Annotated in this window: 15 protein-coding genes and 1 tRNA gene; 2 read left to right on the top strand and 14 right to left on the bottom strand. The window is 61.9% G+C overall.

Annotated elements, in window-relative coordinates; translation table 11 throughout:
• Positions 1-5 precede the first annotated feature (5 nt).
• The 7 genes from ACTJJN_RS21220 to ACTJJN_RS21190 all read right to left on the bottom strand — a co-directional run bounded on the left by ACTJJN_RS21220 (position 6) and on the right by ACTJJN_RS21190 (position 6888).
• Positions 6-1016, bottom strand: coding sequence for a DUF4917 family protein (locus tag ACTJJN_RS21220; RefSeq protein ID WP_440781592.1), 1011 nt, complete (start codon positions 1014-1016; stop codon positions 6-8).
• 152 nt (positions 1017-1168) lie between these two features.
• Positions 1169-2875 carry a SulP family inorganic anion transporter gene (locus ACTJJN_RS21215; protein ID WP_003252001.1) on the bottom strand — a complete coding sequence of 569 codons (1707 nt, stop codon included), beginning with the start codon at positions 2873-2875 and terminating at the stop codon, positions 1169-1171.
• Between the two features lie 210 nt (positions 2876-3085).
• Positions 3086-3159, bottom strand: a tRNA-Gly gene (locus ACTJJN_RS21210).
• Positions 3160-3270: 111 nt separating this feature from the next.
• Positions 3271-4158, bottom strand: coding sequence for a (R)-3-hydroxydecanoyl-ACP:CoA transacylase (gene phaG / locus ACTJJN_RS21205; protein ID WP_003252003.1), 888 nt, complete (start codon positions 4156-4158; stop codon positions 3271-3273).
• A gap of 336 nt (positions 4159-4494) precedes the next feature.
• Positions 4495-5193, bottom strand: coding sequence for a pseudouridine synthase (locus ACTJJN_RS21200; RefSeq protein WP_088513338.1), 699 nt, complete (start codon positions 5191-5193; stop codon positions 4495-4497).
• A gap of 8 nt (positions 5194-5201) precedes the next feature.
• Entirely contained in the window at positions 5202-5414 is a 213-nt protein-coding gene (locus ACTJJN_RS21195; RefSeq protein ID WP_440781590.1) for a cysteine-rich CWC family protein, read from the bottom strand.
• The gene (locus tag ACTJJN_RS21190) at positions 5407-6888 is read right to left on the bottom strand and encodes a sensor domain-containing diguanylate cyclase (RefSeq protein ID WP_088513339.1); all 1482 of its coding nucleotides are present in this window, start codon (positions 6886-6888) and stop codon (positions 5407-5409) included. Before ACTJJN_RS21190 ends, ACTJJN_RS21195 begins: the two co-directional genes overlap by 8 nt.
• A 212-nt stretch (positions 6889-7100) precedes the next feature.
• On the opposite strand from ACTJJN_RS21190, the gene ACTJJN_RS21185 reads away from it, so the two are divergent.
• Complete coding sequence (locus ACTJJN_RS21185) at positions 7101-7550, top strand: hypothetical protein (protein WP_088513340.1); 450 nt, start codon at positions 7101-7103, stop codon at positions 7548-7550.
• A gap of 43 nt (positions 7551-7593) precedes the next feature.
• Here ACTJJN_RS21185 and ACTJJN_RS21180 read toward each other — a convergent pair whose 3' ends face one another.
• Positions 7594-8700, bottom strand: a complete 1107-nt coding sequence (locus ACTJJN_RS21180) for an enoyl-CoA hydratase/isomerase family protein (protein WP_012053615.1) — start codon at positions 8698-8700, stop codon at positions 7594-7596.
• Between the two features lie 126 nt (positions 8701-8826).
• Between ACTJJN_RS21180 and ung the strand changes: the two genes are divergently transcribed.
• The gene (gene ung, locus ACTJJN_RS21175) at positions 8827-9519 is read left to right on the top strand and encodes a uracil-DNA glycosylase (RefSeq protein WP_003252014.1); all 693 of its coding nucleotides are present in this window, start codon (positions 8827-8829) and stop codon (positions 9517-9519) included.
• A 26-nt stretch (positions 9520-9545) separates the two neighbouring features.
• On the opposite strand, the gene ACTJJN_RS21170 is transcribed toward ung, so the two are convergent.
• The 6 genes from ACTJJN_RS21170 to ACTJJN_RS21145 all read right to left on the bottom strand — a co-directional run bounded on the left by ACTJJN_RS21170 (position 9546) and on the right by ACTJJN_RS21145 (position 16857).
• A complete protein-coding gene (locus tag ACTJJN_RS21170) occupies positions 9546-11228 on the bottom strand; it encodes a bifunctional metallophosphatase/5'-nucleotidase (RefSeq protein ID WP_192907693.1) in 1683 nt (560 codons plus the stop codon).
• Positions 11229-11318: 90 nt separating this feature from the next.
• Positions 11319-12374 (bottom strand): AbrB family transcriptional regulator, encoded by a 1056-nt coding sequence (locus tag ACTJJN_RS21165; RefSeq protein WP_014754341.1) that lies wholly within the window; start codon positions 12372-12374, stop codon positions 11319-11321.
• The gene (locus tag ACTJJN_RS21160; protein WP_003252019.1) at positions 12367-13881 is read right to left on the bottom strand and encodes a tripartite tricarboxylate transporter permease; all 1515 of its coding nucleotides are present in this window, start codon (positions 13879-13881) and stop codon (positions 12367-12369) included. The genes ACTJJN_RS21165 and ACTJJN_RS21160 overlap by 8 nt, the downstream gene beginning before the upstream one ends.
• Position 13882: 1 nt before the next feature.
• Positions 13883-14341 carry a tripartite tricarboxylate transporter TctB family protein gene (locus tag ACTJJN_RS21155; protein WP_017147937.1) on the bottom strand — a complete coding sequence of 153 codons (459 nt, stop codon included), beginning with the start codon at positions 14339-14341 and terminating at the stop codon, positions 13883-13885.
• A 199-nt stretch (positions 14342-14540) separates the two neighbouring features.
• Positions 14541-15521 carry a Bug family tripartite tricarboxylate transporter substrate binding protein gene (locus ACTJJN_RS21150; RefSeq protein ID WP_003252023.1) on the bottom strand — a complete coding sequence of 327 codons (981 nt, stop codon included), beginning with the start codon at positions 15519-15521 and terminating at the stop codon, positions 14541-14543.
• A gap of 46 nt (positions 15522-15567) precedes the next feature.
• A complete protein-coding gene (locus ACTJJN_RS21145; RefSeq protein WP_003252026.1) occupies positions 15568-16857 on the bottom strand; it encodes an OprD family porin in 1290 nt (429 codons plus the stop codon).
• Between the last annotated feature and the right edge of the window lie 146 nt (positions 16858-17003).

Here is a 17003-nt window from a genome sequence, read left to right as displayed (position 1 = left end):
CCTTGTCAGCGCTGAGCAGAGGGCACTTCGATAGCCAATGCTGCCTGCCCCAACGGATGGGTGCTGGCATCGAAGAAATGCAGCGCCGTCCCCGGCAAATCCCCGAAACGATCTGCAAAATGCTGCTTCTGATTGATCACCGACGCCTCGCCCAGCGGCCGAATGGCAATGGATAGCTGTTGCGGACGGGCTTGGCGCACAGCGTCGAGCAGGTGCCGGTCACTGCTGTCCAGATGCTGCCCGAACAGGCATATCCCTTGGTTTTCCTGCGCCAGCTGCCCCAGGCACCAGCTCAGATAGTCCGAGTTGCGGATAGCGCGCAGTTTCTCGTCGCTGCGGTCTTCGTTGACGAACAGCGGTACTTCACCCGGGATATTCACGGCAAACCCATCGAGCAGTTCGGCGCTTTCAGCGCTGCGCTGGCGGGTGGTGCCGTCGGGCAGCTTGAGCAGGTGCAGGCCGCCATGCAGGTGCAGCACCCGGGTACCTTCGCTGCCGGTGCGTCGCACGTCGAAATAGCCTTGTTCGTCGAACAGTTCGGCGAAGCCATTCGGGGCGTGCTGCACGGCCCATGGCAGCACCAGGTCGTAGTTGCTGGTGTAGACGCTTCGATAGCCGCGCAGGGCCTGATTGAGGGTTGCCAGGGTGGCCGGTGGCATCAGCGGCCAGGGCAGATGCACCGTGCGCACGGCGTGAATCAACGCTTCCTTGATCGAGTAGTAGCGGTTCAGCGGCGCGGTGGAGTTGATGGCCAGTGCGGCATTGGTACGCACGGTGGTGTTGAGGGCGCTGAGCACCGGCTCGAACAGTTCCGTGCCCAAGGACTTGAACAGTGCCTGGTCACTGACCGCCAGGCCTTTCTTGCGGCCTGCGCGTTGCGCTTGCTCGAACAGCGAGAAGTAGCCGAACGGCTTCCATACTGCGCGGCTTGCGCCATTGCCCAGCAGCAGGGCGTCGCAGGGGTGGCGGGCGGCGAGTTCTGGCCAGGGGGTAAGGGTGGCATCAAGTGCGGGCATGCTGGATCCGTTGGGTGGTGCGGGGAACGGGGCGACTTTAGCATGTCATGCGAGGTATGCGAGGGTTGGTGTCAAGGCGAGGTTTTGTGTTGCCTGTGCTGGCCCTTNAAAGGGCCAGCACAGGCGTAGCACGTTGAACAGGATGAAAGCCGCTAACCCTGTTCGGTCACTTGCACACTGCGGTTTCGGTTGCGCCACACGCGGTACGCACGAATCCCCGCGCGTACCGAGCCGAATAGCAGTTTTTCTTCCATGTCCCGCGCCATCCCCGAGCGCACCAGCATGCGCAGGAAAGTGCCACGGGCGCGGGCGATGGCGAAGAGGATGCCTTGAGCCGCCAGGGTGTCACGCACTTCGCGCAGGGCGGCGATGCCGCTGACATCAATGCTGGTTACCGCTTCGGCATCGAACAGCACGGCTTTAGGCTGGTCCTGGCTTTGCACGGCTTCAAGCAGGCGCATCTTGAAGTAGTCGGCATTGAAGAACAGGATGGCGTCGTCGAAGCGGTACACCACCAGACCAGGCACGGTGCGGGCGTCTTTGAACTTGCGGATGTCCACCTGGCCTTCGGTGCCCGGCAGCCAGCCCAGTACGGCATCGGTGGGTTGGTAGATGCTGTAAAGCAGGCGCAGGATCGCCAGGGTCACGGCAAACACGATGCCGGGCAGCACGCCCAGGCCCAGTACGCCCGCCGTGGTCAGCAGGCACAGCCAGAACTCGAAGCGGCTTAGACGCCGGATATGCCCCAGCGATTTGATGTCGATCAGCCCCCAGCCAGCCATCAGCAGCACGGCGCCCAGCGCAGCCTGCGGGATCCAGGCCATGGGTGCGGTGAAGAACAGCAGGATCAGGGCGATCACCAGTGCCGCGATGATGCCCACCAGCTGGCTTTTGCCACCGACCATGTCGTTGACTGCAGTGCGCGAGTCGGCACCGCTGATGGCAAAGCCCTGGGAAACCCCGGCCGCCAGGTTGCTCACGCCCAGGGCGACGAATTCGTGGTTGGCGTTGATCGCATAGCCATGCCGGGCGGCAAAGCTGCGTGCGGTAAGCATGGCGCTGCAGAAGCTGACGGTGGCGATACCCAGGGCGTCGCGCAGCAGGCTCTTCATTTCCGCCAGGTTGCTGTGTGGCCAGGCCAGTTGCGGGATGCCTGCAGGTACCGGCCCAAGGACGGCAACGCCGAAGCGGTCGAGGCCGAACAGGCCAACCAGCAGCATGAACAGCGCCACTACCGTGAGGGCTGCGGGCAGACGCGGGTAGCGCCGTGGCAGCCAGATGAGCAGGCCCAGGGCGGCCAGGCCGATGATCAATGTGACCCAGTGAATTTCCCCCAGGCGCTGGAAGAAGTTGATCAGGCTGAGGATGAAACCGTCGCCCTCGATCTGGAAGCCCACCACCTTGGACAGCTGCCCGGCGATCAGGCTCAGGCCGATACCGTTGAGGTAGCCGATCAGGATCGGCCGCGAGAAGAAGCTGGCGATGAACCCGGCGCGCGCCAGGCCCGCGGCAATCAGCATCACGCCGACCAGCACGGTGACGATCACCGACAGTTCGACGATGCGCTGCGGGTCGCCCAGGGCCAGCGGTGCCACGGCACCGGCGATCATCGCGCAGGTGGCGGCGTCGGGGCCGACCATCAGCTGGCGCGAGCTACCGATCAGCGCGTAGACCATCATCGGTAGCACACAGGCGTACAGGCCATATTGCGGCGGCAGGCCGACGATCTGCGCATAGGCAATGGCAATGGGAATCTGGATCGCGGCTACCGACAGGCCCGCTTGCAGATCGGCGTGGAACCATTCACGGCGGTAGTGCAGCAGGTTGGCAAGGCCCGGTAGCCAGCGGGAGAGAAACATGCGTTGTCCTTTCGAATGGTTTCACGAATCCATTGAGCCTATCCGCCACAAGCCGTTTCGCTTGCGCACGCAAAGGCCCGATGCGCATTGAAGCGGATCGGTGGGTAAATGGCCATGGGCCAGGTCAAGGCAGGGTGAAAAACGAAAAAAGGAGCCAAGGCTCCTTTTGACTGCGATGACGTTGCTGGAACGCCATGCGGGAATGCGATGTGGAGCGGGTAGAGGGAATCGAACCCTCAACTAAAGCTTGGGAAGCTTTCGTTTTGCCACTAAACTATACCCGCATCTGAGCTCGACTTTTTACCAGAACCTTCAGCGAATTAGAAGCCCAAGTTATAAAAAAGCTTGTCGGCGCCCCGTGGCCTGCGGGTATTTGCTACAAGGCGCCGAGCCGCTCAGATGGCAAATGCATGCTGCCCCTGTTGCACGGGTTGGTAACGTTGGCGGGGTTCACGCACGGTTGGCTTGAGGAACCCCAGCATGACACTGCGGGTGTTCTCGCAGGCGGTCTTGTTCTCCATGTCCAGGAAGTGGCCCGCATCGCGGATCACGCTGAACTGGCTTCTGCCCACATGCTTGCTGAACTGCCGCGCATCTTCGACCGTGGTGTACTCGTCGCGTTCGCCGTTGATGAACAACACCGGGATGTTGATATTGCGCGCGCCTTGCAGCGCACGTTCCAGGTCGTGCTCCAGCACTTGGTTGATGTGGAAGTGCATCTGTGCGTACTCGTGGCTGTCCAGGCTGCTCACATGGCGGTAGTTGAAGCGTTTGAACAGCGACGGCAAGTGCTTGCCGATGGTGTCATTGACCAGGTTGCCGACCTGATAACGGTCGCAGGCGGCCAGGTACTGGCAGCCACGGTCCAGATAGTCGCGCATTGGCTCGTTGATCACTGGCGAGAACGAACTCACCACTGCCTTCTTCACGTACCGCGGCTGGTGCGCCAGCGCCAGCAGCGTGCTTGCGCCACCCCATGAAAAAGACATCACGTGGTCTGCCTGGAAGTGCTCGATCAGCTCAAGGAGGATATGCGCCTCGGTCTCCTTGCTGATCAGCCGTTCCTGACGGTTGTGCGGCTTGGACTTGCCTGAATACGGCTGGTCGAACAGCACCACGTTGAACTGTGGGTGCAGGTTACGTACCGTCTGGGCGAACGAGGCCGTGGTGGCCAGCGAGCCGTTGATCAGGATGATCGTGTTTTCGGCCGCATCCGCGCGATAGAACTCCGTGTAAACCCGATACTGACCTTGGATATCAAGTACAGCGATTTCTGGCCTCATGTCATCGACTCCTGGCGCAAAAAGGGTATTCGCGTCACCTAGGGTGCACGTTCTTTATGACAGGTAGGCATTTGCCTGAAGATAAACCGGGGGCCCTGTGTCGATCCTTGGCACGTGCGTCGACGGTATTGTTTTTGGCGGGCAATTTGCCGTGCCCCAAGGCATCTAGGCTTTGGGTGGCCGGCAAAAAGTGTCACTGGCTGCAGGTGTGACTTGGTAGTCACATGCAGACTGACGATTTGGATTCAAGCAGTGGGTTGGGGATCGCGCAAGTGCCGTTCGGTAAGTAATGTGACTTTTGTCGCTGAGCGGTCGTGTGACGACACGGGCTGTCTGTCACGCCTGGACAGTGGCTATCTCATTGGCCGTCAGTTCACGATACTCCCCCGGCGCCAACCCCGGATCCAGCCGGATCGCTCCCATGCTCTCCCGATGCAGCCCCACCACCTTGTTGTTGAAGTGCCCGAACATGCGTTTGACCTGGTGGTACCGCCCCTCGACGATTGCCAACCGGGCTCGGTGGGGGCCGAGGATCTCCAGCCGGGCTGGTTGGGTGGTGAGGTCTTCGAAGGCAAAATAGAAACCCTCGCGAAACTTGGCCACATAGTGCTCGCCAATCTCGTCCTCGGTGTCCACCAGATAATGCTTGGGCAGCTTTGTGGCAGGCTGGGTCAGGCGCCGTGACCACTGGCCATCGTTGGTCAGGATCATCAGGCCGGTGGTGTTGAAATCCAGGCGCCCGGCTATGTGCAGGTCATCTCGCAACGCCGTGGGCAGCAGGTCGAGAACGGTACGGTGTTGCGGATCGTGGGTGGCGCTTACGCAGCCAGTGGGCTTGTACAGCATCAGGTAGCGGGCCGGCCGGCCGGCCTGCAGCAGTTGCTCATCCAGCTCTACGCGGCTGAATTCACGCACGTCGGTCAGCGGGTCACTGGCGACCTTGCCGTCCACCCGCACGCGGCGTTGCGCCAGCATCAGGCGAACTTGCTGGCGGTTGTAGCTGGGCAGGTTGGCGAGGAAACGGTCAAGGCGCATGGCAACGATCAGTGGGCAGCGGATGGACGGAGCTGTTCTTCAACGGCGGCGCAGCGCGGGCACAGACAGGCCTTGTTACGCAGTTCATCGGGCAGGGCCTGAAGCACGGCCGGGTCGATGGTCACGCTGTAGCACCAACACGCCTGGGTGGCACGGCGTGAGTCGGCCAGGCTGCACTGGTTGAGGGCACCGCAAGCGGGGCAGTGTTGCTTGTCATTCATGGCGGGTTTCACTGCAGACGCGGTTGCGGCCAGCCTGCTTGGCACGATAAAGCGCGCGGTCGGCGCGGGTCAGCAGGGCGTGCAGGGTATCCCCCGGTTGCAGGCTGCTCAGGCCGATGCTGGTGGTCAGTCGCAGCGGCTGGTTGTCGTAACTGAAGGTCAGCTGTTCGGTGCGTCGCCGGATCTTTTCCGCCACCTCGACGGCCTGGCCGCCTTCAGCTTCGCGCAGCAGCACGATGAATTCCTCACCGCCCCAGCGGCACAGTATATCTGACTGACGCAGGCTGCCTTGCAGCACATTGGCGAATTGGCGTAGCACTTCGTCACCTGCCAGGTGGCCGTGGTTGTCGTTCAACGCCTTGAAGTGGTCCAGATCAATCAGCAAGGCCACCAGAGGGCTACTGTCGCGCCGGGCTTCTCGCAGCGCCTGGGCGGCGAGCAGGTCGAAGCTGCGCCGGTTGTGCAAGCCGGTGAGGCTGTCGAGCGTGGCCAAGGCTTCGGTGCTGGCCTGGTGGCGGCGGACCATGGCATGCACCAGTGCCAGCACCACCAGGGTGATCATCGTACAGATCGCCAGGTTCAGGTACAGCGCGTGGCGAATGCGGTCGAGGACGCCGGTTTCGCGTTTGTCCACCAACAGGTACCAGTCCAGTTCGGGCAGGTGGCGAACGTTGAGAAAGTGGCTGTGGTTTTCGCTGTCATGGTACTCGTGGCTGCCTTCGCCCGGCACCCTCTGCTCGGCCAGCATGGCCTTCAGCTCAGAGTTGTCGCTGAGTGACTGGCCGACTTGCAAACCATGCGGGCCACCCTCGGAGCCGGTCAACAGCACCTTGCCTTTGGCATCGGTGAATAGCACCGCGCGTTGGTAGCGGCGTTGGTACTGATCGATCAGCTTGACCACCGACGATACGCTCAGCCCTACGCCTGCCGCGCCGATGAAGCGCTGCTGGTAGTCGTGCACCTGGTAGTTGATGAACACGGTCAGGCTGTCCTGGTTGGCCATGTCCAGGTCGACGTTGATCTCATAAGGGGCCTTGAGTTCACGCAGACGGAAATACCAGGCATCACGCCAGGTGCCCGGTTCGACGTGCTTGAGCACGCCTTTGGCCTGGTAGTAGGTCCGCGTGCGATCGGACACGAAAAAGGACGTGAAGATGTCCTGCTTGCCCATGACCTCGCTCAGGTAGCGGGTCATGCGTTCGGTATTCTGCTCGCCGGACAGCACCCAGTCGCGCAGGAAGGTGTCCTGGGCCATCATCGAGGCGATCAGCACCGGGCGGATCAGGTCTTTCTGAATTTCCGAGTAGACAGTGTCGGAGGTCAGCGGCAATTCGGTATTGATGATGCCGTCGCGGATGGCGCTGCGAGAGGAGAAGTAGCTGAGCAGCGAGGTGGCCAGGAAGCCGCAGGCCAGTAACACGAGCAGGGTAACGATCAGCGAGCGTTGCGAGAACAGAGCGGAACGTAAGGGCATGATCTTCCCGTGATGTGTGCCGAGCCGCTTATTCTAGTGAGATGACCAGCAAATGACTGCAAGTTTTTCAGGGTTATTTCACCTGTATCAAGTTATTGCAGAAATGGCACTGAACCTGCGCGCCACTGTCTTATTCAGTGTCGATTGACGCATCTCGTCTCGACGCTCGCCAGCGCCGCTGTTCGGGCACTCCCGCGGTCCAGGAGGCCGCCATGTCCTATCGAATCCTGTTGATCACCCTGCTGGGGCTGATGACTTCGGCCTGCGCCCCATACTACGAGCGCGGGGGCTATTACCGTTCGGACTACTACTCCACCGACCGCTATGTGGCGCCGGGGTATTACCGCTATGACCGGTACTATGTGGCGCCAGCCCCGCGCTATTACTATCAGCCTGCCCCCCGTTACTACCATGGGGCGGCCCCTGCGCCCTATTACCGGCCATATTCGCAGCCGAGGATGAACCAGTGGCATGGCAACCCGCGCTATGACTACGGCAATCGCCAGCGGCAAGACTACCGGCAGGACCGGGATCGCCATGACTATCGCAATGACAGCCAGCGTTACCGGCAGGGCGACCGGCACTCCAATCGGCAGGTTGACGACCGCGGGCGCTGGGACGGGCGGGGCGGGCAGGGGCGAGGAGGAAACTGGCAGCGCTAGCTGAGCGGAGGCGGGGGCTGAAAAGCAGCCCCCCATCAGCAGACTAACCCACATCCGCCAATGGGTGCCGTCCTTCCCACGCCTTGGCAAAATGCGCCTCGACTACCGCCGCCGGCACTTGCGCCACATCAGGCCAGTGCCAGCGCGGCTGGTTGTCTTTGTCCAGTAGGCGAGCACGCACGCCTTCACTGAACTCAGGGTGGCGGCAACAGTTCAGGCTCATGCTGTATTCCATCTGGAACACTTGCGCCAACGACAGGTACCGCGCCCGGCGGATCTGCTCCCAGACCAGATGCGCGGTCAGCGGGCAACCCTCATGCAAGCGTTGGCCGGCATCTGCCAGCAATGGGTCGTCATGCTGCTTGAGCCTTTCCAGCGCGCGCCAGGCTGAAGCCGCATCCGCCACGTCGAGTAACTGATCGATCTCATGCCGTCGTGGCAGCCACTGGGCATCAGGCAGCTCGGCGCAGGCACGATGCTGCTCGGCCTTGAGCAAGCTGTTCAGTTGTATGGCGGTCTGCTCCTGCCAGTTGAGTTGTACCAACTCCTCGATCAAGGCCTCTTGCTGGTGCTCGCCCAGAAAACGGTCAGCCAGGCCCAGGTCAAGGGCATCGCGGGCATTGATCGGCGCACCGGTCAGGCCGAAGAACAAACCCAGCTTGCCCGGCAGCCGGGCCAGGAACCAACTGGCGCCTACGTCTGGGTACAGGCCGATGCTGATTTCCGGCATGGCCAGCCGGCTGCTGGGTGTGACGATACGTACATTGGCGCCTTGCAGCAGCCCCATGCCGCCACCCAGCACATGCCCATGGCCCCAGCACAGCAACGGTTTGGGGTAGGTGTGCAGGGCAAAGTCCAGGCGGTATTCGGCGGCGAAGAAGGAGGCCGCCAGCGGTGGGACACTGCCGGGGTGGTCGCGGCAGGCTTGCGCCAGCGCACGGACATCGCCGCCTGCGCAAAAGGCTTTCGCCCCGTTGCCGCGCAGCAGCACGCAGACGATACCCGGGTCGCGGGCCCAGGCATGCAGTTGTTCGCCCAGCACCTCGATCATTGGCAGGTTCAGGGCGTTGAGCGCCTTGGGCGCATCCAGGGTGGCGATGCCGATGCGGGCGCCATCGACGCCGGTGAGTACCTCGCAGTGAATGGTCATGGACTACCTCTCGCAAGTCATCGCTCAAGTATGGCTTGCCTGGCCAATCATGCCGGTCGTCGGTCGGATCGTTTGACAAGCGCGAAGGGCTTACCTAGTGTCGCGCCATTGTTTATGGAAGGCCCCATGACTGACGACGATCGCATCAAACTCGAACCCAGCTGGAAGGCCGCATTGCGCGGTGAATTCGACCAGCCTTACATGCACCAGCTGCGCGAATTTCTGCGTGGCGAGTACGCTGCTGGCAAGGAAATCTACCCGCCAGGGCCGCTGATCTTCAATGCGCTCAATTCGACACCGCTGGACCAGGTGAAGGTGGTCATCCTCGGTCAGGACCCGTATCACGGGCCGGGGCAGGCCCATGGCTTGTGCTTCTCGGTGCAACCGGGCGTGGCCACGCCGCCGTCGCTGGTCAATATCTACAAGGAGCTGCAGCGCGACCTGAACATCCCGATCCCCAGCCACGGCTACCTCCAGAGCTGGGCAGAACAAGGCGTTCTGTTGCTCAACACGACCATGACAGTCGAGCGCGCCAATGCCGCGTCGCATGCCAAGAAAGGCTGGGAATTGTTTACCGACCGGATCATTCAAGTGGTCAGTGAGCAATGCCCGAACGTGGTATTCCTGCTATGGGGGGCGCACGCACAGAGCAAGCAGAAGCTGATCGACGGTACCAAGCACCTGGTACTGAAGTCGGTCCATCCTTCGCCGCTGTCGGCGTACCGCGGGTTCATCGGTTGCGGGCATTTCAGCCGTACCAACAGCTTCCTCGAACAGCGGGGACTCGGGCCCATCGACTGGGCACTGCCCCCGCTGTGAGAAACCGGGGTGGGGTACGCAATCGCTCAGGGCGTCATGCTGATGCGCGGCTCGCTGCGCTGGCCAATAGCAATACCCCGCTCATGGTTCTGGCGCACATACGCCACCAAGGCTTCCAGGTCGGAGATGCCGGTGTCCTGGCGTCGCCTTCCTTCTTTGAAAGTGGCCAAGCCACCGCCACCATCGGCCAGGAACAGGTTGCTGACGACGCGATAATGGGTCAACGGCTCAACGGGTTTGCCGTGAAGACGCACACTGCCCTCGACGACACGGCTGCCGACAGGCCGTGAACCATCCCACTCATAATGAAAACCCTTCGATACTTGCAGCGGATTGAAACTGCCCCTGTTCCATTGAAGGTTGAGCAGTTCGGTAATCTGCTTGCCTGTCAGTTCCTGAACCACCAACGGGTTATTGAACGGTTGTACGGCGAATAATTGTTCGTAGGTCAGGTCGCTATCGGCAGGCTGGATAAGATCACTGCGCAGCCCACCCAGGTTGAGAAAGGCAACTTGTGTCTGAAACGCCTGGGTCATGGCCAATTGGGCATCCGTGACCAGGTTCCCCAAGGTTGTTTCACCGGCGGCATTTTCTTTACGGTCAAGTTCTGCCGTCGAGATGCGTCCTATGGGTTCGAGCAATTTTTCCCCGGACCGCTGACGCACTTCCTCCAGCAAACTCGTCAACTTGGCATTCGGCAGGTAGTTCTGTGGGTCAGCAGGAATATTGCGGGCGGTGATGTTCGTGACGTGATGGGTGCCTGGCGTTACCTGCAACTTCAACTGAGTCAGGAAGTGGCCGTATTTGCCAGCCTGAGTGATGCTCAGGTCACCCACCTTGCATTGATAGCTGGCATGCGAGTGACCGCTGATGACAGCATCTACCGCGGGATCCAGCCGCTTCGCCACGTCGACGACCGCGCCACTCAGCTGGCTGCAATCCTGCGTGTCGAACGGCTCGACCGTATCCCCTCCCTGGTGCATGACCGCGATGATTGCATTGACGCCTTTGGCCTTGAGCTCCGGAATCACGTCATTGATGGCTTGCGCTTCATCTGTGGCTTTGAGCCCTGCGAATGCTCTGGCCGAGACCACTTTTTCCATGTTGCGTGGCACGGCACCGACGAACGCTATCTTGACCCCTTTCACCTCTTGAATGTGATAGGCCGGTAGCAAGCGCTCGCCCGTGGTGGTATCGATCAGGTTGGACGCTATGTAAGGGAAGCCACTTCCTGGATAATTGCCGCGAAACGTGCAGGCCTTTTCAGGGCGCGTTGACTCGCATCCTCCGTGGATCTGACGAAGAAACTCGGCCTTGCCTGCATCCAGTTCGTGGTTCCCGGATGCGCTGACAATCATGCCCATCGCGTTCAAGGCCTCAAGCACAGGCTCGTCAGCCCACAGCGCAGAAATGGCGGGGCTGCCCCCTATCAAGTCGCCAGCCCCGATGAACAGCAGATCGGGGTCCTGCGTTCGCAGTTCATCGAGCATGGCGCCGAGTGTGGCGATGCCGCCGTAGGTCAGGCGGGTAGCGCCTTGCGCGCCGGCGTAGTCCTGGGGGTTGGGTTCCAGGTAGCCGTGAAGATCATTGATAGCCACGACGTTGATCTGGACGGGGGCAGGTGACTCTGCGGCAAAGCTGCCTGCGCTGATGGCAAGGCATGCCCAGGCAATAGCCGAGCGATAGTTGCAAGAAAGACGGACTTTCATCATTACCTCTTGAATGCCGGGAAGTGTGGGTTTGCTGGCGATCAGGGCAGCAATCCGACTCTATTCACCCGGGCATTGGGCAAGTGGTAACTATCTATCTTCAGGGGGCTTGCAGCTTGAATACCTGTTGTCCCACAACCGGAAAAGCGGTTCTGCCAGAAACAACACCAAGATCAGGCGCATCACCTGCAGTGCCGTCACCAGCGGCACTGACAATTGCAACGTTTCGGCCGTGAGGCTCATTTCGGCGATCCCGCCAGGCATCATCCCCAGTGTCAGCGAACGCAAGTCCAGTGCAGTCATCATGCTCAGCACCCACGCGGCACTGCCGGCAATCGCCATGCACAACGCCGTGGCCATCAAGGTGCGCCCCAGGAACGACGGTGCGCGGCGGAAGAACGCGCGGTTGAAGTGGCAGGCCAGGCCGCTGCCGATGAGCCACTGGCCGATCTGGCTGGCGCCGTTGGGCAGGGCGATCTGCAGGTTGCCGGCCAGGCTGACCGTAGCCGCGACCAGCAATGGCCCGAACAGCCATGGGTTGGGCTGGCGCAAGCGCTGCCAGAGCAAGGCAACGGCAACGCCCAAGGGCGCAATCAACGCCAGCCAGCCCCAGCTCACGCTACCGGTGTGGTTCAGTGGTACCCCGTCACCCAGCAGAAACTTGAACAGCGCTGGCACGCACAGCACCACTGCCAGTACACGCAGGCTCTGCGCTGCCGCCACCTGGCTGAGCACCGCGCCATTGCGCGCCCCAAGGTTGACCATCTCTCCCGAACCGCCTGGCATGCTGGCAAAGAACGCGGTGGCGCGGTCTTCGCCGGTTCGCCGCAGCAGCCATACGCTGATCACGCTGGACAGGGTGGTGAACAACGCACCGAAGCAGATCAGCGCAAAATGACTGGCCACCTGCTCGATCACTGCAGGGGTGAAGTGCAGGCCAATACCGATGCCGATGATCCACTGCCCGCACTTGCGGCCGTTGGGGATTTCCGACAGCTGCCAACGCGTCAGGCAGCGCACCAGGATGATCGCCAGCAATGAACCGACCATCCATGGCAAAGGCCAGCCGACCTTGCTGGCGGCAAAACCGCCAGCAAGGCCGACCAGCCCGGTCGCGACGAACAATGGCAACGACCGATCAGGCATCGGCCAGGGCCCGGCGCTGCAGGCTGCGTTTGCGCCAGATGCGCAGCAGCGGCAGGGCGAGCATCAGCACTACCAGCGCCCAGACGCCCATGCTGATCGGGCTGGACCAGAGGATGCCCAGTTCACCGTTGGAGATCGACAGCGCCCGACGCAGGTTTTGCTCCATCAGCCCGCCGAGGATGAAGCCCAGCAGAATCGGCGACAGAGGGAAGTCCAGCTTGCGCAGGATGTAGCCCATGATGCCGATACCGACCATGAGGAACAGGTCGAAGGTGGTAGCATGCACGGCGTACACACCGATCGCGGTGATGATGGCGATCACCGGCACCAGCGCCCAGTTTGGCACGGCGAGGATGCGGGTGAAGATGCGGATCATCGGGATGTTGAGGATCACCAGCATGATGTTGGCGACGAACAGCGAGGCGATCAGGCCCCAGACAATATCTGGCTGCTGTTCGAACAGCAGTGGGCCAGGGGTGATGTTGTACAGGGTCAGGGCGCCGATCATCACAGCTGTGGTGCCAGAGCCCGGTACGCCCAGGGTCAGCATCGGGACCAGGGCGCCACAGCAGGACGCACCAATGGCCGTTTCCGGCGCTGCCAGGCCACGGGCATCGCCTTTGCCGAACTTGCCGCTTTCCCCGGCCATGCGTTTCTCGGTCATGTAGGCCACGGCGCTGGCCAGCGTTGCGCCGGCGCCGGGTAGAACACCCATGATGAAACCGAGCAGGCCGCAACGGATGTTGACCAGGAACACCGAGGCCGCTTCCTTGAAGTTGAACAGCATACGGCCGGTAGCCTTGACCGCCTGGTGGCCATGGTGGGTCTTTTCCAGCAGCAGGAGGATTTCGCTGATGGAGAACAGGCCCAGCACGAGCACCACGAACTGAATGCCGTCGGCCAGGTGCACGCTGTCACCGGTGAAGCGGTACACGCCGCTGTTGGCGTCGATGCCGACCGCCGACAGGAACAGGCCGATGAGAGCGGCAATGAAGGTTTTCAGTGGTTTGTCACCGGCCATGCCACCCAGCGCGACGATGGCGAACACCATCAGCACAAAATACTCCGCCGGGCCGAAGGCGATGGCCCATTTCGCCAGCAGCGGGGCGAACAGCACCATGCCGCAGGTGGCAATGAAGGCGCCGATGAACGAGCTCCAGGCCGACAGCGACAGCGCGACGCCTGCCAGTCCTTGGCGAGCCATCGGGTAGCCGTCCAGGGTTGTCATCACGGTCGAGGCTTCGCCCGGGATGTTCAGCAGGATCGAGCTGATACGCCCGCCATATTCGCAGCCCAGGTACACCGCCGCCAGCAGGATCAGCGCCGATTCCGGCGGCAGGCCGAGGGCAAAGGCGATGGGGATCAGCAGGGCCACGCCATTGATCGGGCCCAGGCCCGGCAGCAGGCCGACCACGGTGCCGATCAAGGTGCCGGAGAGGGCGGTGACCAGGTTGTAAGGGGACAGGGCAATGCCGAAGCCCTGGCCCAGGTAGCTCAAGGTATCCATGTCAGTTCTCCAGTACGCTCAGCAGGCCAAGGGGCAGTGGCACGTCCATCACACGGTCGAACAGCCAGTAGAGGAAAATGCTCATGCCGGCCACCACAATGGCGCTTTGCAGCCAGCGGCCACCGTACAGCCGAGCCATGGGCAGGCCGACCAGGATGGCGCTGAGGATGAAGCCGAGCGCTTCAAAAGTGGCGGCGAAGACGATCAGCAGGCCGACACAGGCGGTGATCTTGATCAGGGTCTCGCGGTCCAGCTCCGGTTCGTCATCCTTGCGCACGATGGGCGTTGGGCGGAACACCAGGTACAGCAGGCCCAGCCCCATCAGGCCGAGCACCAGCAGCGGGTAAGCGCGCGGGCCCACCGGTTCATAGGAGAATGCAGCCTGATAGGGCCAGGCCATCACGGCCAGGGCGGCACACACCGCCAGCAGGGCCAGGGCGAAAATGCGTTGAAGGATCATTGGGGAATCCTCGCTGGGATTGCTCAAGTGAAATGCACATCCTGTGGGCGCGGCCTTGCGTCGCGATCGGGCGCGAAGCGGCCGCTAAACCTGCCGATGCGATCAGTCCGAAGCATCGTATCGGCTTTGCCAGGGGCCGCTTCGCGGCCGATCGCGACACAAGGCCGCTCCCACAGGGGTGGTGGTGAGTCCGACAGGCTTACTGGATCAGGCCGAATTCCTTGGCCAGTGCCTTGTAGTCAGCCACTTGCTTCTTCACATAGCCGTCCAGCTCTTCGCCGGTCATGGCGAACGGGAACAGCTCGCGCTGGTCTCGCAGCTTGGCGAAGTCCTCGGAGGCCAGCATCTTGTCGAACGAGGCCTTCCACCAGGCGTAGTCCTCGTCGCTCACTTTTGGCCCCAGGTAGAAACCGCGCACCACCGGCCAGACGATGTCGTAGCCCTGCTCCTTGGCAGTAGGAATGTCTTTCATTTCCGGCTCGTCCAGGCGGTTTTCAGAGAACACCGCGAGGATGCGCATGTTGCCGCTCTGGATGTGCGGCATGGAGTCGGAAATGTCGGTAGAGCCGACCTGGATATGGCCGCCCAGCAATGCCGTGGCGATTTCGCCGCCGCCCTCCAGGGCCACGTAGCGCAGGTCGCGCGGGTTTATGCCTGCGGCCTTGGCGATCAACGCGGTCTGCATCCAGTCCTGGCTGCCGACGGTACCGCCGGAACCGATCACGACCTTGCTCGGGTCTTTCTTCAGCGCTGCGACCAGGTCATCAAGTGTCTTGTAGGGCGAGTCGCTTTTCACCGCGATGGCACCGTAGCTGGTGCCGACGGCAGCCAGCCATTTCACCGCGTTTTCGTCAAAACGGCCGAATTTGCCCTGGGCCAGGTTAAGCAGTGAGCCGCTGGACCAGGCCACCAGCGTGCCGGCGTCTGCCGGGCGCTGGGCGACCACGGCGTTGTACGCGACCGCGCCGACACCGCCGGGCATGTAGGTGACGCGCATCGGCTTGCTGAGGATTTTTTCTTGTACCAGTGCGCTTTGCACCAGCTTGCAGGTCAGGTCGAAGCCACCGCCAGGGGAGGCGGGTGCGATGCATTCGGGGCGTTTCGGTTCTGCAGCGAGGGCGTTGCCGGCCAACAGCAGGCAGCCGGTAGCGAGGACGAGGCGGCGCAGTGAAAAGGTCATCGTCGATCTCCGTGAGCGTTGTTGTTATTGGATTACCGCTATGGGGTTACCACAGCGCCACGCTGTAGCTGACCAACAGCCTCACTTCATCCGCGTCACGGGCGAAGTTGGAGCGGAAGGTGGCGTTGCGCAGGCGCACGGCGACGTTCTTCAACGGGCCGCTTTGTACCACGTACTTCAGTTCGGTGTTGCGTTCCCACTCTTTGCCTTCGCCACCGGCAGCACGGCTGACGTTGTCACCGCTGATGTAACGGGTCATGAAGGTCAGACCCGGTACGCCGAGCGCGGCGAAGTTGTAGTCGTAGCGCGCCTGCCAGGAGCGTTCGTCGGCACCGGCGAAGTCGTTGATCTGGACGAAGTTGACCAGGTACGGGTCGGCGCCATCTACATACGGGAAGGCACTTTCGCCAGACAGCTGCTGCCAGGCGGCGCTGACCTTGTGCCCGCCCAGGGCATAGCTGAGCATGCCGTTGACGGTGGTGTTGTCGATGTTGCCGGCCTTGGCTGCACCGGCGTCGTCGCTGATGGCAAGGCGCAGGTCGGCACCCAAGGTGCCCGGGCCCCATGGCTGGGTGGCGACCATGCCGATGAAGTGCTGGCGGTAAATATCGTCGAGCTGGGCGAAGTGGTAGCTGCCGGTGATGCGGTCGGTGAACTGGTAGTCGAGCCCGCCCAGGGCCAGGTTGTCAGCGCTGAAGCTGCCACCGAAGCGGCCGTTCTTGTTGTTCAGCGCCAGGTCTTCCCAGTTGGTGTCGTTGCGATCCTTGGCCTTGTCCAGGCGGCCACCGGTGAAGGTCAGGCCCTTGATCTCTTTGGAGGTGAGCAGGCCGCCCTCGAAGGTTTGCGGCAGGATACGCCCGTCGTTGGGCTGCAGGGTCGGCAATTCGGGGATCAGGGTGCCGATCTTGAGTTCAGTCTGGGAGATCTTCACCTTGCCGGTCAGGCCCAGCTTGGAGTATTCGTCGGCAGCCTTGCCGTCATCGTGGGTCGGCAGCAGGCCGCTGTCGGTACGGTCGGGGCTGGAGTCGAGCTTGATGCCGAGCATGCCCAATGCGTCCAGGCCAAAGCCTACGGTGCCATCGGTGTAGCCAGACTCGAAATTGAGGATGAAGCCCTGGGCCCATTCATCGCGCTTGGATTGCTGCGCGCTGGTGCCGTCGCGGAAGTCGCGGTTGAAGTACATGTTGCGGGTTTCGAAGGTGGCCGTGCTGTCTTCGAAGAAGGCGGCCTGGCTCATCGGGGCGACACCGGCAAGCGCGAGGGCGCTGGCGATGGCTGAGGGGCGTGCGGCAAAGGAACGGGTAGGCGCGAACGCCTGCGGCTGCAATGACAGCATCGTCGATGACTCCGTTTATTGTTCTTATTCGTTGCACCTTGCTGGTGCTTTTTTCGGCGCGAAGGGCGACCGTGGTGCGATGCTAGGCAACGAACCTTTCGCTAACCTTTCAGCGTGAAAGGTTTGTCACGAGGGGCTTCACAGGC

The organism is Pseudomonas sp. 22515 (assembly GCF_052044625.1).
GTDB classification, from domain to species: domain Bacteria; phylum Pseudomonadota; class Gammaproteobacteria; order Pseudomonadales; family Pseudomonadaceae; genus Aquipseudomonas; species Aquipseudomonas alloputida.
Note: the sequence above shows the minus strand (reverse complement) of the source record. Positions and strands in the feature narration are given on the sequence as shown.